This is a genomic window from Streptomyces sp. MJM8645, from assembly GCF_001625365.1.
GTDB lineage: Bacteria > Actinomycetota > Actinomycetes > Streptomycetales > Streptomycetaceae > Kitasatospora.
Genome location: NZ_LJJF01000001.1, coordinates 4,069,391 through 4,084,576, shown reverse-complemented (window position 1 = coordinate 4,084,576; position 15,186 = coordinate 4,069,391). Strand labels below are relative to the sequence as shown.

The window sequence follows — 15,186 nt, the reverse complement described above, 5'->3', positions numbered from 1 at the left end:
GTGAGATCCGCCCGGCGACCGCCGCCGACCATCACGGTGGGGGGAGATCGGGATTCCGTCATCCACGATGCGAATCCCTGTGGATAACTCGTGGGCTGTGGAGGAAAACGTTCACCCGGGCGGGGGATTAATCGTCAAAGAATTGACGATCGGGGATCACGGAGACGAACCGGAAGCCCGTCGCGCCCCCCGCCGGCCACCCGGCGGACCCTCCCGAAGGCCGCTCGGACACCCCGCCGCAGCAGCCCGGCCCACCGATCGGAACCAGCCGAAGAGCCATGGGCAGCCATGAGCAAATGGCGACACAGAGTGACGAAAGGTGGTCAGTGGACCAGGGTGTCGACACCCCCTGTACACCGTCGGCGGGGCGGCCGCGGCGCTCGCCGCGAAGGGCCTTCAGGCCCTGAAAATGGCCCCGGACGTGCGACGACCCCCGCCGGGGGGGAGAGCGGGGGTCGTCTATCCACAGCCCGACTCGGGGGGGAGGAGCCGGACCGGGTTAGCACGGTCGCGAACGATCCGTGACTTCCATGGTGTACCCGAGCGGCCAGAAACACAAACCCGCACGCCCACGAGTACACCGAATGGCGGCCTGTTTTGCGGCTCCCTCTATCCTCGGTTCCCGTGGACACCACCGAGAACGCCGACGACCACGCCGACGAGTCCCCGGGCGAGGCCACCGGGCCCGCGCAGACCCGCTCACCCGTTCGCCCCAGGCCGGGCGGGCCGCGCACGGCGGCCTTCTTCGACCTGGACAAGACCATCATCGCCAAGTCGAGCGCGCTGGCCTTCAGCCGCCCGTTCTACCAGGGCGGTCTGATCAACCGTCGGGCCGTACTGCGCAGCGCGTACGCCCAGTTCGTCTTCCTGGTCGGTGGCGCGGACCACGACCAGATGGAGAAGATGCGCGAGTACCTCTCCTCGCTCACCCGGGGCTGGAACGTCCAGCAGGTCCGCGAGATCGTCGCGGAGACGCTGCACAACCTGATCGACCCGATCATCTACGACGAGGCCGCCTCACTGATCGAGCAGCACCACGCGGCCGGTCGGGACGTGGTGATCGTCAGCAGTTCGGGCTCCGAGGTGGTCGAGCCGATCGGCGCGCTGCTCGGCGCGGACCACGTGATCGCCACCCGGCTCAAGGTCGAGGACGGCTGCTACACCGGCGAGATCGAGTACTACGCCTACGCCGAGAACAAGGCCGCCGCCATCCGGGAGTTGGCCGAGTCCGAGGGCTACGACCTGGCCGCTTCCTACGCCTACAGCGACTCCTCCACCGACCTGCCGCTGCTGGAGGCCGTCGGCCACCCGTCGGCGGTCAATCCCGACCGCGCGCTGCGGAAGGAGGCCCAGGCCCGGGAGTGGCCGGTGCTGGTCTTCGACCGACCGGTGGAACTGCGGCGGCGGCTCCCGGAGTTCTCCGCGCCGAGCGGCTCGGTGCTGACGGCCGTGGCGATCGGGACGGCGGCCGTGACCGCCGGGGTCATCTGGTACCTGGCCCACCGGCGCCGTCCGGAGGCCTGAGCCGCCCGCCGCGGGCCCGCAACACAGGCAAACGCGGGCCACCCACCGCAGGCCTCGCAACGCAGGCAAATCAGACAATCAGCACAGAGTTCACTTTTCGGGTTCCCCTTTCGCCCGAAACGCGATACAAATGAAGCACGGCCCGCGAGACCCGGTCAGGACCCGAAGAGGTCAAACCGACAACGCAGTTAAGGCCCCACGGACCGCGTGTACAGATAACCGAGCACCCACATGCAGCCGACCCGCTGTCGGGCCGCTGGACCAGACGAACGGGCAGGATCCCCGTCTGATCAGCACTTCCGGTGCATGCATGGTCACCCGGTATCTGCACCAGCGGCGGCACCAGACAGGATCAGGTGCCGCCGCATCTTCGTGTCAGAAGCGCCGGAAGAGCCCCGCGCCCCTCCCGCGCCCGCTCAGACCATCCCGCGCTGCATCGCCTCACAGACCGCCGTGCTCTCCCGCACCCCGAGCCGCAGCGCCCGCCCGCAGTGCGCGATCCAGGCCGCCATCCCCTCGGGCGTGCCCGCCAGGTAGCCGGCCAGGGCCCGCCGGTAGGCGTCGGTGCCGAGTTCCGCCAGCCCGACCTCGGCCGGGCAGATCGACTTCGGGTCGAGCCCCTCGGCGAGCAGCACGATCCGCTGGGCGGCCCGCGCGATCACGCCGTTGTACGCGCCGAACGGCCGCAGCGCGAGCAGTTCGCCGTGCACCACGGAGGCGACCACCAGGGCCGGCGTCCCCACGCCCTGGCCCTCGGCGCGCGCCACCAGCAGCCGGGAGAGCTGGTCGAGCCGGGCCGCGACCTCCTCGGCACCCGGGGCGGGCGGCAGCACCGGCAGCGGCTCGTCCACCTGGGCGACCTCGACGCTCTCCACCGGCTTGAGCCCCAGCGGGAACAGCTCCTCGACGCCCTCGCCCGCGCGGCGGGGCCGCCCGGCGGACGGCTCGCCGTCGCCGACGGCGAGCAGGTGCAGCCGGGCCAGCACCTGGAGCGGCGAGTGCCGCCAGATGCTGAGCAGCTGGCCGGCCTCGGCGGCGATCCGCAGGGCCGCGCCGACCGTCCGGGCCTCGGGGTCCGCGCTGAAGTCGCTGCGGCGCCGGACCTCCTCCAGCGGCCAGTCGGCCCCGGCCAGCGCCGCCGACGCGCGGGCGCCGCGCAGCGCGGACTCGGAGGTGACCTCGGCCGCGCGGCGGCGCATCACCCGGTGACCGTAGAGCCGGTCGACGGCCTTGCGCACCTCGGCCACGGCGTCGGGCACCCCGGGGAGCTGGGCCAGCGGGGCGAGGGGATCTGTTCCAGTGCTCACCTACCCGAGAGTAATGAACAGCCGGCCCCTCCCGGAACAGCAACCCCGGATCACCCGTTAGAGGCAATCCTCACTTCCCTCCGCCGAGGAGGCCCAAACCCCGGCTAGCATGGCCACTATCGGAGACGATAACTATTTCCACTTAGGGGCCTCGGCATGTGCGACCCCTGAGCAGGTGGCCCCCGAGCGCGGGCCCAGAGCGAGAGCCGGAGTCCCAGATGAAGATCGCCTTCGTCGGCAAGGGCGGCAGCGGGAAGACCACGCTGTCCGCACTGTTCATCCGCCATCTGGCCGCCGTGGGCCGGCCGGTCATCGCCGTCGACGCCGACATCAACCAGCACCTGGGCCCGGCCCTGGGTCTGACGGATGCCCAGGCCGCGGAGCTGCCCTCGCTCGGCGCGCACCTGCCGGAGATCAAGGAATACCTGCGCGGCAGCAATCCGCTGATCCGCTCAGCCGACGAGATGATCAAGACCACGCCGCCCGGCCGGGGTTCGCGCCTGCTGCGGATCGTCGAGGAGAACCCGGTCTACGCCGCCTGCGCCCGCCCGATCGCCCTGGACGAGGGCTCGGTCCGGCTGCTGGCGACCGGCGCCTTCACCGAGGAGGACCTGGGGGTGGCCTGCTACCACTCCAAGGTCGGCGCGGTGGAACTGCTGCTCAACCACCTGCTGGACGGCCCCGACGAGTACCTGGTCACCGACATGACGGCGGGCTCGGACTCCTTCGCCTCCGGCCTGTTCACCCGCTTCGACCTGACCTTCCTGGTGGCCGAGCCGACCCGCAAGGGCGTCTCCGTCTACCGCCAGTACAAGGACTACGCCCGCGACTTCGGCGTCCGGCTGCGGGTGATCGGCAACAAGGTGCAGGGCCCGGACGACCTGGCGTTCCTGCGCAGGGAGGTCGGCGACGACCTGCTCACCACCTTCGGGCACTCGGACTGGGTGCGCCGTCTGGAGCAGGGCGCCGAGCCGCCGCTGAAGTCGCTGGAGCCGGCCAACCGGGCCGTCCTGGAGGAACTGCGGGCCGAGGCCGAGGCCGCGTACGGGCAGCGGGACGTGCGGCGCTACACCGAGCAGGCCGTGCTCTTCCACGTGCGCAACGCGGAGAGTTGGGCCAACGCCAAGGTCGGCGTCGACCTCGTGACCCAGGTGGACGAGACCTTCGTGCTGGGCGGGCTCGGGGTCGGCGGCGAGCGGCCCGCCCCGGCGGGTGCGCACGTCTGACGCCGCTCCGCCCGAACGGGCCGTGGCCCTCCCCCCTTCCCCGGGGAGGGCCACGGCCCGTTCCGCATGTCCGGACCGCCCGGCGCCGCCAGCAGATTCCCAGCGGTTCGAACACCACCCAATGGGGTGAATAAGGGGGTTTTCCCCTTCCCTCCCGGAATGACGCTGTGCAAAGCTTTCATTACCCTCGGTTTACCGAGTCTTGATGGTCCGTCCCGACGGCCCTCGGCGAGACGTCCCGCACCTCGCCCAGGCCCCTGGCGGGCCCTGATGGTCAAGGTCCGGCCGGTGACACCCGCACTCCCCGCCGCGCCCACGCCATCCCGCCACACCGTCGCGACCCACGACAGCCGATCCGCCCCGGAGCCCCACCCACCGCCGGACCTGACTGCGTTCGTTCCCCCGGACAGACGGGAAGACAGTGACCCTCGACATCTCCAGCGCCCCCATCGCCTCCGACACCACCGACCACGCACCACCGGGCCCCGGCACCAAGGCCCGCTGGGCCCAGGACCTCTCCGCCTCCCTGGTGGTCTTCCTGATCGCCGTGCCGTTCTCCCTCGGCATCGCGCTCGCCACCGGTGCCCCGCTCACCGCCGGCCTCGCCGCCGCGGCCGTCGGCGGCATCGTCGTCGGACTGTTCGGCGGCACCCCGCTCCAGGTCAGCGGCCCCTCGGCCGCGCTGACCGTGATCACCGCCGGACTGATCGTCCAGTACGGGTGGCGGGCCACCTGCGCCATCACCCTGGCCGCCGGGCTGCTCCAACTCCTGCTCGGCCTGCGCCGGGTGGCCCGGACCGCGCTCGCCGTCTCGCCCGCCATCGTGCACGGCATGCTGGCCGGGGCCGGGCTCACCATCGCCATCGCGCAGCTGCACGTCGTCCTCGGCGGCTCCCCGCAGAGCTCCGCGATCGCCAACCTCCTCGCGCTGCCAGGCCAGTTGGCCGGGCCGCACCCGCCCGCGCTGCTGGCCGGCTCGGTGACCGTGGCCGTCCTGCTGGGCTGGCCCCGCCTCGGCCGGCTCCCCGGCCGCGCGGGCGAGTTCGGCGCCAGGCTGGCCAAGGTGCCGGGCCCGCTGGCCGCCGTCGCCACCGCGACCGCGCTCGCCCTGGCCCTGGACCTGCGGCTCGCCCACATCGGGCTGCCCGCCTGGCAGCCGCACACCCTCGTGCCCGCACTGCCGCACGGCCCGCTGGCCGGGGTGCTGGCCGCCGTCCTGACCGTCACCGCCGTCGCCGGCGTGGAGTCGCTGCTGTCCGCCGTCGCGGTCGACCGGATGTCCCGCCGTACCGGCGACCTCGACCGCGAACTGCGCGGCCAGGGCCTGGCCAACATCGTCAGCGGGCTGGTCGGCGGGCTGCCCGTCGCCGGCGGCGCCGTCCGCAGCACCGCCAACGTGCGGGCCGGCGGCCAGACCAGGTGGTCCTCGGTGCTGCACGGCGTCTGGGTGCTCGCCGCCGCACTGGCGCTGACCGGCGGGCTGCGCCGGATCCCGCTGGCCGCGCTGGCCGCGCTGGTGCTGGTGGTCGGGCTGCAGATGGTGAGCTTCGCGCACATCCGCAACGTGCACCGGCACCGCGAGTTCCCGGTCTACCTGACCACCGTGCTCGGCGTGGTGGCGCTCGGCGTGCTGTGGGGCGTCGCGCTCGGCGCCGGCACCGCCGTGCTGCTCGCGCTCTACCGGCTGACCCGCGCCCACGTGGACGTGCTGGCCGGCCCGGCCGGCGCGGTCACCGTCCAGACGCACGGGCCGCTCACCTTCACCGCCGTGCCCCGGCTGAGCCGGGCGCTGGCCGGGATCCCCTCCGGCGCCGAGGTCACCGTGGTCCACGACGGCTCCTTCCTGGACCACGCCGCGTACGAGACGCTGCACAGCTGGCGGACGGGCCACCAGGCCGCGGGCGGACGGGTCTCGATGGTGACGCGCCGCAGGGACGACGAGGTGCTCGACCCCGACGGCACCGTCCGGGCGGGCAGTTCACCCGGCCCGCACCGCTGCCGGGCCTGGACGCCCTGGGTCGGCCACCACTGCATCGAGCAGCAGGAGGATCCGCACGGCCGGCTGCTGGACGGCGTCCGGGTGTTCCAGCAGCACACCGCCCCGCTGATCCGGCCCGAACTCGCCCGGCTGGCCCGGGAGGGGCAGACACCCTCCCAGCTGTTCCTGACCTGCGCGGACTCCCGGATGGTCACCAGCATGATCACCAACAGCGGCCCGGGGGACCTGTTCACCGTCCGCAACGTCGGCAATCTGGTGCCGGCCCCGTACGAGCCCGGCGCGGCCGACGACTCGGTGGCGGCCGCGGTGCAGTACGCGGTCGAGGTCCTGGAGGTCGGCTCGATCACGGTCTGCGGCCACTCCGGCTGCGGCGCGATGAAGGCCCTGCTGGACGGCGTGCACGAGCGCCCCGGGCCGCCCACCCCGCTGGCCCGCTGGCTGCGCAACGGCCGCGGCTCGCTGGACCGGCTCCGCCGGGTCCCCGCCGGATTCGACGCGCGGCCGGTGGTGGACCTGGTGGAGCAGCTCTGCATCACCAACGTGGTCCAGCAGCTGGACCAGCTGCTGGCCAACCCGGCCGTGGAGCGCCGGGTGGAGGAGGGCACCCTGCGGCTGGTCGGGATGTACTTCGACTTCGCGACCGCCCAGGCCTACGTGCTCGACCGGGCCGAGGGGACGTTCAGTCCGATCGAGGCGCGCATCGGGACGGCAGCGGCCGCAACCGCGGCCGGCCCGGCAGCGCCGAGGACACCGCCGGCCGGGCCGGTGGCGGGCGACACGCCCGAACGGGTGAATGAGGACGGCCGGGTTCCCACCGACGGCACCGAGGACGGCCCCTGGCTGGCCGCCTGAGAGCCGGGCCCGTGTCCCCGCCGGGCGGGCCGGGGCACGGGCCCTCCGGCCGTCGTACGGCGCACCGCCCCGAGGCGGTGCGCCGTATGATGGTCCGTTCGACTGTCGGTCAAAGGTCTACACCAATTACCCGGAGGCTCTTGTCAAGTGCCCCATTCGCCTGGTGAGCTGTGCGCTGGGACACACGGGACAATCCCCACGCACGGGATCGTCTCCGATCATGACTCGATGAGGAGTGCGCGTTGAGCAACGAGAGCCTGGCCAACCTGCTCAAGGAGGAGCGGCGATTCGCCCCGCCGGCAGAGCTCGCCGCCGCCGCCAACGTCACCGCGGCCGCGTACGCGCAGGCCTCCGAGGACCGCCTGGGCTTCTGGGCCGAGCAGGCCCGCCGCCTCAGCTGGGCCGTCGAGCCGACCGAGACACTGGACTGGTCCAACCCGCCCTTCGCCAAGTGGTTCGCCGACGGCAAGCTCAACGTGGCCTACAACTGCGTCGACCGCCACGTCGAGGCCGGTCTCGGCGACCGGGTCGCGATCCACTTCGAGGGCGAGCCCGGCGACAGCCGCTCGATCACCTACGCCCAGCTCAAGGACGAGGTCTCGCAGGCCGCCAACGCGCTGCTGGAGCTCGGCGTCCGCAAGGGCGACCGGGTCGCGGTCTACCTGCCGATGATCGCCGAGGCGGTCGTCGCGATGCTCGCCTGCGCCCGGATCGGCGCCACCCACTCGGTGGTCTTCGGCGGCTTCTCCGCCGACGCCGTCGCCTCCCGCATCGAGGACGCCCAGGCCAAGCTCGTCATCACCGCCGACGGCGGCTACCGTCGCGGCAAGCCGTCCGCGCTCAAGCCGGCCATCGACGAGGCGCTCACCAAGGTCGACGGCGTCGAGCACGTCCTGGTGATCCGCCGCACCGGGCAGGAGATCTCCTGGACCGAGGGCCGCGACGTCTGGTGGCACGAGATCACCGCGCGCCAGTCCACCGAGCACGCCCCCGAGGCGCACGACGCCGAGCACCCGCTGTTCATCCTCTACACCTCGGGCACCACCGGTAAGCCCAAGGGCATCCTGCACACCTCGGGCGGCTACCTCACCCAGGCCAGCTACACCCACCACGCGGTCTTCGACCTCAAGCCGGAGACCGACGTCTACTGGTGCACCGCCGACATCGGCTGGGTCACCGGCCACTCGTACATCGTCTACGGCCCGCTCTCCAACGGCGCCACCCAGGTCATCTACGAGGGCACCCCGGACACCCCGCACCAGGGCCGGTTCTGGGAGATCGTCCAGAAGTACGGCGTGACGATCCTCTACACCGCGCCGACCGCGATCCGCACCTTCATGAAGTGGGGCGACGACATCCCCGCGAAGTTCGACCTGTCCTCGCTGCGGGTGCTGGGCAGCGTCGGCGAGCCGATCAACCCCGAGGCCTGGATCTGGTACCGCGAGCACATCGGCGCCGGCAAGACCCCGATCGTGGACACCTGGTGGCAGACCGAGACCGGCGCCATGATGATCAGCCCGCTGCCGGGCGTCACCGAGACCAAGCCGGGCTCGGCCCAGCGCGCCCTGCCGGGCATCGCGGCCACCGTGGTCGACGACGAGGCCAACGAGGTCCCGAACGGCTCCGGCGGCTACCTGGTGCTCACCGAGCCGTGGCCGTCCATGCTGCGCACCATCTGGGGCGACGACCAGCGCTACATCGACACCTACTGGTCGCGCTTCGCGGGCCGTTACTTCGCCGGTGACGGCGCCAAGAAGGACGAGGACGGCGACATCTGGCTGCTCGGCCGGGTCGACGACGTCATGCTCGTCTCGGGCCACAACATCTCCACCACCGAGGTCGAGTCGGCCCTGGTCGGCCACCCGTCGGTGGCCGAGTCCGCCGTGGTCGGCGCCACGGACGCCACCACCGGCCAGGCCATCGTCGCCTTCGTGATCCTGCGCGGCGGCGCCACCGAGAGCCCGGAGCTGGTCGAGGAGCTGCGCGCGCACGTCGGCCGCACGCTCGGCCCGATCGCCAAGCCGAAGCAGGTCAAGGTGGTCGGCGAGCTGCCGAAGACCCGCTCCGGCAAGATCATGCGCCGTCTGCTGCGCGACATCGCCGAGGGCCGCGAGGTCGGTGACACCACCACCCTCGCCGACAGCACGGTGATGAGCCAGATCCAGGCCCAGCTGCCGCCGGCGGGTGGCAACGGCTGAGCCGGCCGACACGGTGAAGCGTGCCCCGGGCGGTGGTCACCGCCCGGGGCACAGCCATGCCGCAGGGCTGAAGCCCCCTTCCGGTCGGCCGCCGGGGTGTACAGCGGGGCGGCCGGGAGCGGGCGGTACCCCGCGACCGACGGTGCCGCGTTCACCCGTCTGCGCCCGGCCTGGGCCATTCGGGTGCCGTGCCACTGCTCCTCCGGAGTGCGGAACCCACCCGCAGGGCTTAAGTCCTTGAATAGGACAATCCGGATGTCACCCGAACGATCCCCTAGACTGTTAACGACGCATCAAGATCCCTGAACGGGAGTCCGAGCGTCACAGGGCGCGCCGGGAAGTCTGGTCGGCAACTGCACCACACGTGCATCCGTTGCCGCTCCCAGCCCCTCAGGAGGTCCTCGTGACCGACCAGCCGCCCGTCCACGAGCCGACGACCCGCCGCCGGCAGCTGCTCGGCCGACTGTCCCTGCCCGAGCGGACGTTCATCACCGACGCCCTGCGCACCGAGACGGTCGGCGGCGTGCTGCTGCTGCTCGCCGCCGTGGCCGCGCTGGTCTGGGCCAACGTCTGGCCGCACGCGTACGAGAGCGTCCTCGACTACACCGTCGGGCCCTCCGCCCCGCTGCACCTCGACCTCACCCTCGGCAACTGGGCCAAGGACGGCCTACTGACGATCTTCTTCTTCGTGGCCGGGATCGAGCTCAAGCGCGAGTTCGTCGCGGGCGAGCTGCGCACCCCGAGCGCCGCGCTGCTCCCGGTGGTGGCCGCCGTCTGCGGCGTCGCGCTGCCGGCGATCCTCTTCGCGCTCGTCAACTCGGGCAGCGGCGGTCACCCCAGCGGTTGGGCCATCCCGACCGCCACCGACATCGCCTTCGCGCTCGGCGTGCTGGCCGTGGTCGGCAGCCACCTGCCGTCCGCCCTGCGCGCCTTCCTGCTCACCCTCGCCGTGGTGGACGACCTGATCGCGATCCTGATCATCGCGGTCTTCTACAGCTCCGGCATCAGGTTCTGGGCGCTCGGCCTGGCCTTCGCCGGCCTGGTGCTGTTCTGGTTCCTGCACCGGCGCGGGGTGCACGGCTGGTACCTGTTCGTGCCGCTGGCCGTCGTGAACTGGGCGCTGATGCACGAGAGCGGCATCCACGCCACGGTCGCGGGCGTCGCGATGGGCCTGATGCTGCGCTGCCACCGGGAGGGCGACGAGCAGCACTCCCCCGGCGAGCACATCGAGCACCTGGTCCGCCCGCTCTCGGCCGGCCTGGCCGTCCCGGTGTTCGCACTGTTCGCCGCCGGGGTGACGATCTCCGGCCCGTCGCTGCGCGAGGTGTTCACCCAGGCCACGCCGCTCGGCATCGTCATCGGCCTGCTGGTCGGCAAGACGGTGGGCATATTCGGCGGCACCTGGCTGGCCGCCCGGTTCACCCGGGCCGAGCTGAACCCGAAGCTCAGGTGGGCCGACATGTTCGCGGTCTCGGTGCTCGCGGGCATCGGCTTCACCGTCTCGCTGCTGATCAGCGAACTGGCGTTCCGCGACGACCTGGCCCTCGCCGACCTCTCCAAGACGGCCGTCCTGGTCGGCTCGCTGCTCTGCGCGACGGTGGCCACCGTGCTGCTCAAGCTCCGCAACCGGCACTACCGCGAGCTGTGCGAGGAGGAGGACCGGGACGTGGACGGCGACGGCGTCCCGGACGTCTACCAGGAGGACGACCCGGCCTGGCGGGCCCGGGCCGCCGGGCTCGCCCCGCGACCCGACGGCGAGGGGCCGGAGAAGCCCCGCTGAGGCCCGCCGGCGGCCCGGCAGAGCCCGGACACGTCCCCCCGGCGGGGCCCCGGAGTGGTGTGCGACTGACCGGTAGGGGCATGATTCTGAGCTGTCGACAGTCCACTGACGCCTCCGGGCCCCTCCGGCCCCCCGAACCGCACCACGCGGCGGCGTCACGCCGCACAGCCGCAGAGGAGAACCGCTGATGCCCGCAGGAGCCGCAGACCCGTCCAGCAACGGCCGGGCGCCCTACGAGGGCGAGCGTTCGGTGGGGCAGCTGTTCGCGGCGGCCACCGCCGACCTGTCCGCACTCGTCCACGACGAGATCGCGCTCGCCAAGGCCGAGATCCGGGCGGACGTCAAGCGCGGCGTCTCCGGGGGCGTCTCGCTGGGCGTCGCCGCCGTGGTGGCGCTGGCCGCCGTCCCGATGCTGAGCGCCGCGGCGGCCTTCGGCATCCACGCGCTGGGCCTGTCGCTCGGCTGGTCGTTCCTCATCGTGGCCGGCGCCTACCTGCTGCTCGCGGTGCTGCTCGGGCTGATGGCCTGGCGCTCGTTCAAGCGGATCGAGAAGCCGCACCGCACCATCGAGGGCGCCCAGAAGACCGCCGACGTGCTGAAGAACGCCCGGCCGCGTCCGGCCACCAAGGAGGAGATCGACCGGGCCCTGGGCCGCATCCCGTAACCGTCCGTCCGGTGGCGGTGCACGCCGCCCGCCCGGACCCGCCGGGAGCGAGTGCCGGGCGCCGTCCGGCGCACGGATGTGACACGCTCTCGGTATGCCGCTTGACCAGAAGCCCGTATCCGCGCAGCCGTCCGCCGACTCCGGACCCGACCTGGCACCCGGGGGGGAGCCCGCCGAGGAGGCCCCCGGCACCACCCCCGACGGCGGCGCCGAGACCTGGAGCGTCCGGCAGAGCGGCCCGTGGACGCACCGCGACCTCGCGGCCAACGGCGCCCGGTTCCACATCGCCGAGCTGGGCTCGGGCCCGCTGGTGCTGCTGGTGCACGGCTGGCCCGAGTACTGGTGGGCCTGGCGCCACCAGCTGACCGCGCTCGCCGAGGCCGGCTACCGGGCGGTGGCGCTCGACCTGCGGGGTGTCGGCGGCAGCGACCGCACCCCGCGCGGGTACGACCCGGGCAACCTCGCCCTGGACATCACCGGGGTGATCCGCTCGCTCGGCGAGCGCCGGGCGCACCTGGTCGGGCACGCCGCCGGCGGCACGCTGGCCTGGGTGGCGGCGGTGATGCGCCCGTCGGTGATCCAGAGCCTCACCGTGGTCTCCGCCGCGCACCCCCGGGACCTGCGCCGGGCCCTGCTGACCGACCGCCGCCAGGCGGCCGCCTTCGAGCACGTGCTGGGCTTCCAGCGGCCGTGGATACCGGAACGCCGTCTGGTGGCCGACGACGCCGCGCTGGTCGGCCGCTACCTGGACGCCTGGGCCGGTCCGAACCGGCTGGACGAGGAGGCGGTGCACGCGTACCGGCAGGCCATCCAGATCCCCAGCACGGCGCACTGCTCGATCGAGCCGTACCGCTGGCTGCTGCGCTCGATGGCGCGCCCGGACGGCATCCAGTTCGCCCGGCGGATGAAGAAGCCGATCACGGCGCCGACCCTGCACGTCCAGGGCGCGGCGGACCCGGTGCTGCTGTCGCACACCGCGCTGGGCGGCGGCGAGTACGTGGCGGCGCCGTACCGCTGGCGGCTGATGCCGGGGGTCGGGCACTTCCCGCACGAGGAGGCCCCGGAGCAGTTCACCGCGGAGCTGCTGGACTGGGTCGGCCGTCACAAGGAGTGATGGTGCAGGAGCGGCGAAGGGGCCGGGAGGGAAGGGCCCTTGGTCCCAACTCCCTTGATCTGACGCACATATGACAACCGCATAGGCCAATTTCGACGCGCGCCCGGCGGTTACCCCCACCGGCCCAGGGGCATCCATTCCGGTATGACCTGGATGCCCGATCGCGGCGGCGCCCCGCGCGCCCGACGCCACAACAGCTCCCAGCGCTCCGCCCACCGCCCCGACTGGGCGGACGACCTCGGCTACGACGGCCCCGACCGCCGTCCACGCCCGGCGCAGCGGCAGCTCGGCATCCCCCGCATCCTCGGCCGGCGCGCCCGCTGGGTCGGCGCACGACTGCGGCGCGAGACCTGAGGCCTCGCGCCGCGTCGTCCGGCCGGTCCGGCGGACCGGTTCCGGCCGACCAATCGGTTCGGCCGGTCAGTCCCGCCGGTCGGGTCGGCTGGCCGGCCAGTCCCGCCGGTCAGTTCACGAGCGTCGGCGACACCGCGGTGAACCAGAGCAGGACGAAGGTCGCCACCGACATGATCGGCACCAGCACCTTGGTCTCGACGTTGTTGCCGCTGCGCTTGATCAGCACCACCTCGTAGCGCTCCTTGTGCGGCCAGAGCAGCGGCGCGCCCTTCTTGGTCAGGCAGTCGCCCAGCAGGTGCGCCAGGGTGCCCAGCGCCACCGCGTACGGCAGCCAGCCCGGCGAGTTCGGCATCCAGGTGTTCATCCCGAAGGTGCCGAGCGCGGACAGCCCGATGACGGTGATCCAGCTCTCCGGGCCGTCCCCCGGCGGGCAGAGCCGCAGCGCCCGGATCGCGAGCGCGATCAGGAAGAACGTCAGCACCAGGGTGAAGTTGCGGCCCAGGTAGGTGACGCCCGCCCAGGTGCCGGCGCCCATCAGCGCGACGAACAGCAGCGAGTGGGTGGCGTGCCGGTGCCCGCCGGAGGCCCAGGCCACGAAGCGGCAGAGCGCCTTGGAGATCGGCCCCAGGAAGTTGGCGATCGAGCCGTCGTGGTGGTCGAGGTCCGGCAGCAGGGCCGCCCCCGCGCACAGCACCGTGCCCATCAGTATGTCCGCCGGCTGCAGCGTGGTGTGCAGCAGCAGCGGGGGCAGGAACGGCGCGGAGGCGGCGTACAGCATCGCCCCACTGACCGCGTGCGAGTGACCCATCATCGGACTACCACGACCTCCCGTAAGACTCACTCCGGGACGGCGCCCGGTTGAGCCGAACGGGTGAGCGCGGCAGAGGCTACCAGGGCGGACTGACGGTGTGACGGATATCGGATCGTCGGACCCGGCGCGTCGGACCGCCCCGCGGCCCGGTCAGAGCGCGCAGCCCTGGGTGTCCACCGGGGTGCTCGCGGTGCTGCCCCTCTCCGCGTCCTCCCGCACCTCGGCCGCGGTCAACACGTACCCGGTGTCGGCGCTGTCCAGCGACTTGGCGAACACCACGCCGTAGACCTGGCCGTCCGGGGTGAGCAGCGGGCCGCCGCTGTTGCCCTGGCGGACCAGCGAGCGGACCGAGTAGACGTCGCGGACCACCTGGCCGCGGTGGTAGATGTCCGGGCCGTTGGCCTGGATCCGGCCGCGGATACGGGCCGGCTGGACGTTGAAGGCGCCGTTCTCCGGGAAACCCGCCACGATCGCGCTGTCGTTGGTCTTCGCCTCGCCCGCGAACGCCAGCGGGGGCGCGTTCAGCTTGGGGACGTCCAGGACGGCGATGTCGCGCTGCCAGTCGTAGCGGACCACCGTCGCGTCGTACAGCTGGCCGACCCCGCCGATCTGCACGGTCGGCTCGTCGACCCCGCCGACCACGTGGGCGTTGGTCATCACCCGGTGCGGGGCGAAGACGAAACCGCTGCCCTCCAGGGTCTTGCTGCAGGAGGTGGCGGTGCCGACCACCTTGACCAGGCTCTGCTTGGCCCGCGCCACCGCCGGGCTGCCGGCCAGCGCCGGGTCGGGGGTGTCGACCTGGGTGATCGGCTCGTGCTCGAAGGGGTTGAAGACCTGCGGGAAGCCGTTGCGGGCCAGCACCTTGGAGAAGTCCGAGAACCAGTTCGGCGCGTCGTCGGGCAGCGCGTTCTGCACGCCGCCGAGGATCGCCGAGGAGCGGACCTGCTTGGACACCGTCGGCAGCGACGCCCCGGCCAGCGCCGAGCCGATCAGCCAGGCCACCAGCAGCATCGAGACCACGTTCACGGCCGCGCCGCCGGTCGCGTCCAGCACCCGCGCCGGACGGCGGCCGATGTGGCCCCGGAGCTTCCAGCCGAAGTGCGCGGTCACCGCCTGGCCGATCGCGGCGCACACGATCACCACCACCACGGCCACCACCGAGGCCGTGGTGCCCGGGCTGAGGTGGTCGAGCAGCAGCGGCAGCAGCTGGACGGCCAGCAGGCCGCCGCCCAGGAAGCCGACCAGGGACAGGACACCCACCACGAAGCCCTGCCGGTAGCCCGACACGGCGAATGCCACGGCAGCGGCGATCAGCAGCACATCCAGGACGTTCACCCGGACACCCTCCCACGGCCCG

At 72.6% G+C, this 15,186-nt stretch carries 11 protein-coding genes; 8 read left to right on the top strand and 3 right to left on the bottom strand.

What is annotated here, in order from left to right:
• Nucleotides 1-624 precede the first annotated feature (624 nt).
• Nucleotides 625-1,524, top strand: coding sequence for an HAD-IB family hydrolase (locus tag A6F73_RS17585; protein ID WP_079135773.1), 900 nt, complete (start codon nucleotides 625-627; stop codon nucleotides 1,522-1,524).
• 416 nt (nucleotides 1,525-1,940) lie between these two features.
• On the opposite strand, the gene A6F73_RS17580 is transcribed toward A6F73_RS17585, so the two are convergent.
• Complete coding sequence (locus tag A6F73_RS17580) at nucleotides 1,941-2,831, bottom strand: hypothetical protein (protein ID WP_063348676.1); 891 nt, start codon at nucleotides 2,829-2,831, stop codon at nucleotides 1,941-1,943.
• Between the two features lie 218 nt (nucleotides 2,832-3,049).
• Between A6F73_RS17580 and A6F73_RS17575 the strand changes: the two genes are divergently transcribed.
• The 7 genes from A6F73_RS17575 to A6F73_RS17545 all read left to right on the top strand — a co-directional run bounded on the left by A6F73_RS17575 (nucleotide 3,050) and on the right by A6F73_RS17545 (nucleotide 13,018).
• Nucleotides 3,050-4,057, top strand: a complete 1,008-nt coding sequence (locus tag A6F73_RS17575; RefSeq protein ID WP_063348675.1) for an ATP-binding protein — start codon at nucleotides 3,050-3,052, stop codon at nucleotides 4,055-4,057.
• Between the two features lie 529 nt (nucleotides 4,058-4,586).
• Entirely contained in the window at nucleotides 4,587-6,908 is a 2,322-nt protein-coding gene (locus A6F73_RS17570; protein WP_244293644.1) for a SulP family inorganic anion transporter, read from the top strand.
• Between the two features lie 242 nt (nucleotides 6,909-7,150).
• Nucleotides 7,151-9,106: an acetate--CoA ligase gene (gene acs, locus A6F73_RS17565; RefSeq protein ID WP_063348674.1), complete on the top strand. Its 1,956-nt coding sequence runs from the start codon at nucleotides 7,151-7,153 to the stop codon at nucleotides 9,104-9,106.
• Nucleotides 9,107-9,509: 403 nt separating this feature from the next.
• On the top strand, nucleotides 9,510-10,886 hold the full coding sequence (gene nhaA / locus A6F73_RS17560) for a Na+/H+ antiporter NhaA (protein WP_079135771.1): 1,377 nt from the start codon (nucleotides 9,510-9,512) through the stop codon (nucleotides 10,884-10,886).
• 187 nt (nucleotides 10,887-11,073) lie between these two features.
• A complete protein-coding gene (locus A6F73_RS17555; protein WP_063348673.1) occupies nucleotides 11,074-11,550 on the top strand; it encodes a phage holin family protein in 477 nt (158 codons plus the stop codon).
• A gap of 94 nt (nucleotides 11,551-11,644) precedes the next feature.
• Entirely contained in the window at nucleotides 11,645-12,664 is a 1,020-nt protein-coding gene (locus A6F73_RS17550; RefSeq protein ID WP_079135770.1) for an alpha/beta hydrolase, read from the top strand.
• Nucleotides 12,665-12,808: 144 nt separating this feature from the next.
• Entirely contained in the window at nucleotides 12,809-13,018 is a 210-nt protein-coding gene (locus A6F73_RS17545; RefSeq protein WP_063348672.1) for a hypothetical protein, read from the top strand.
• 109 nt (nucleotides 13,019-13,127) lie between these two features.
• Here the strand turns inward: A6F73_RS17545 and A6F73_RS17540 are convergent, their stop codons facing one another.
• Nucleotides 13,128-13,829 (bottom strand): metal-dependent hydrolase, encoded by a 702-nt coding sequence (locus tag A6F73_RS17540; protein ID WP_063348671.1) that lies wholly within the window; start codon nucleotides 13,827-13,829, stop codon nucleotides 13,128-13,130.
• A 150-nt stretch (nucleotides 13,830-13,979) separates the two neighbouring features.
• Complete coding sequence (locus tag A6F73_RS17535) at nucleotides 13,980-15,164, bottom strand: MarP family serine protease (protein ID WP_063348670.1); 1,185 nt, start codon at nucleotides 15,162-15,164, stop codon at nucleotides 13,980-13,982.
• Nucleotides 15,165-15,186: the final 22 nt, after the last annotated feature.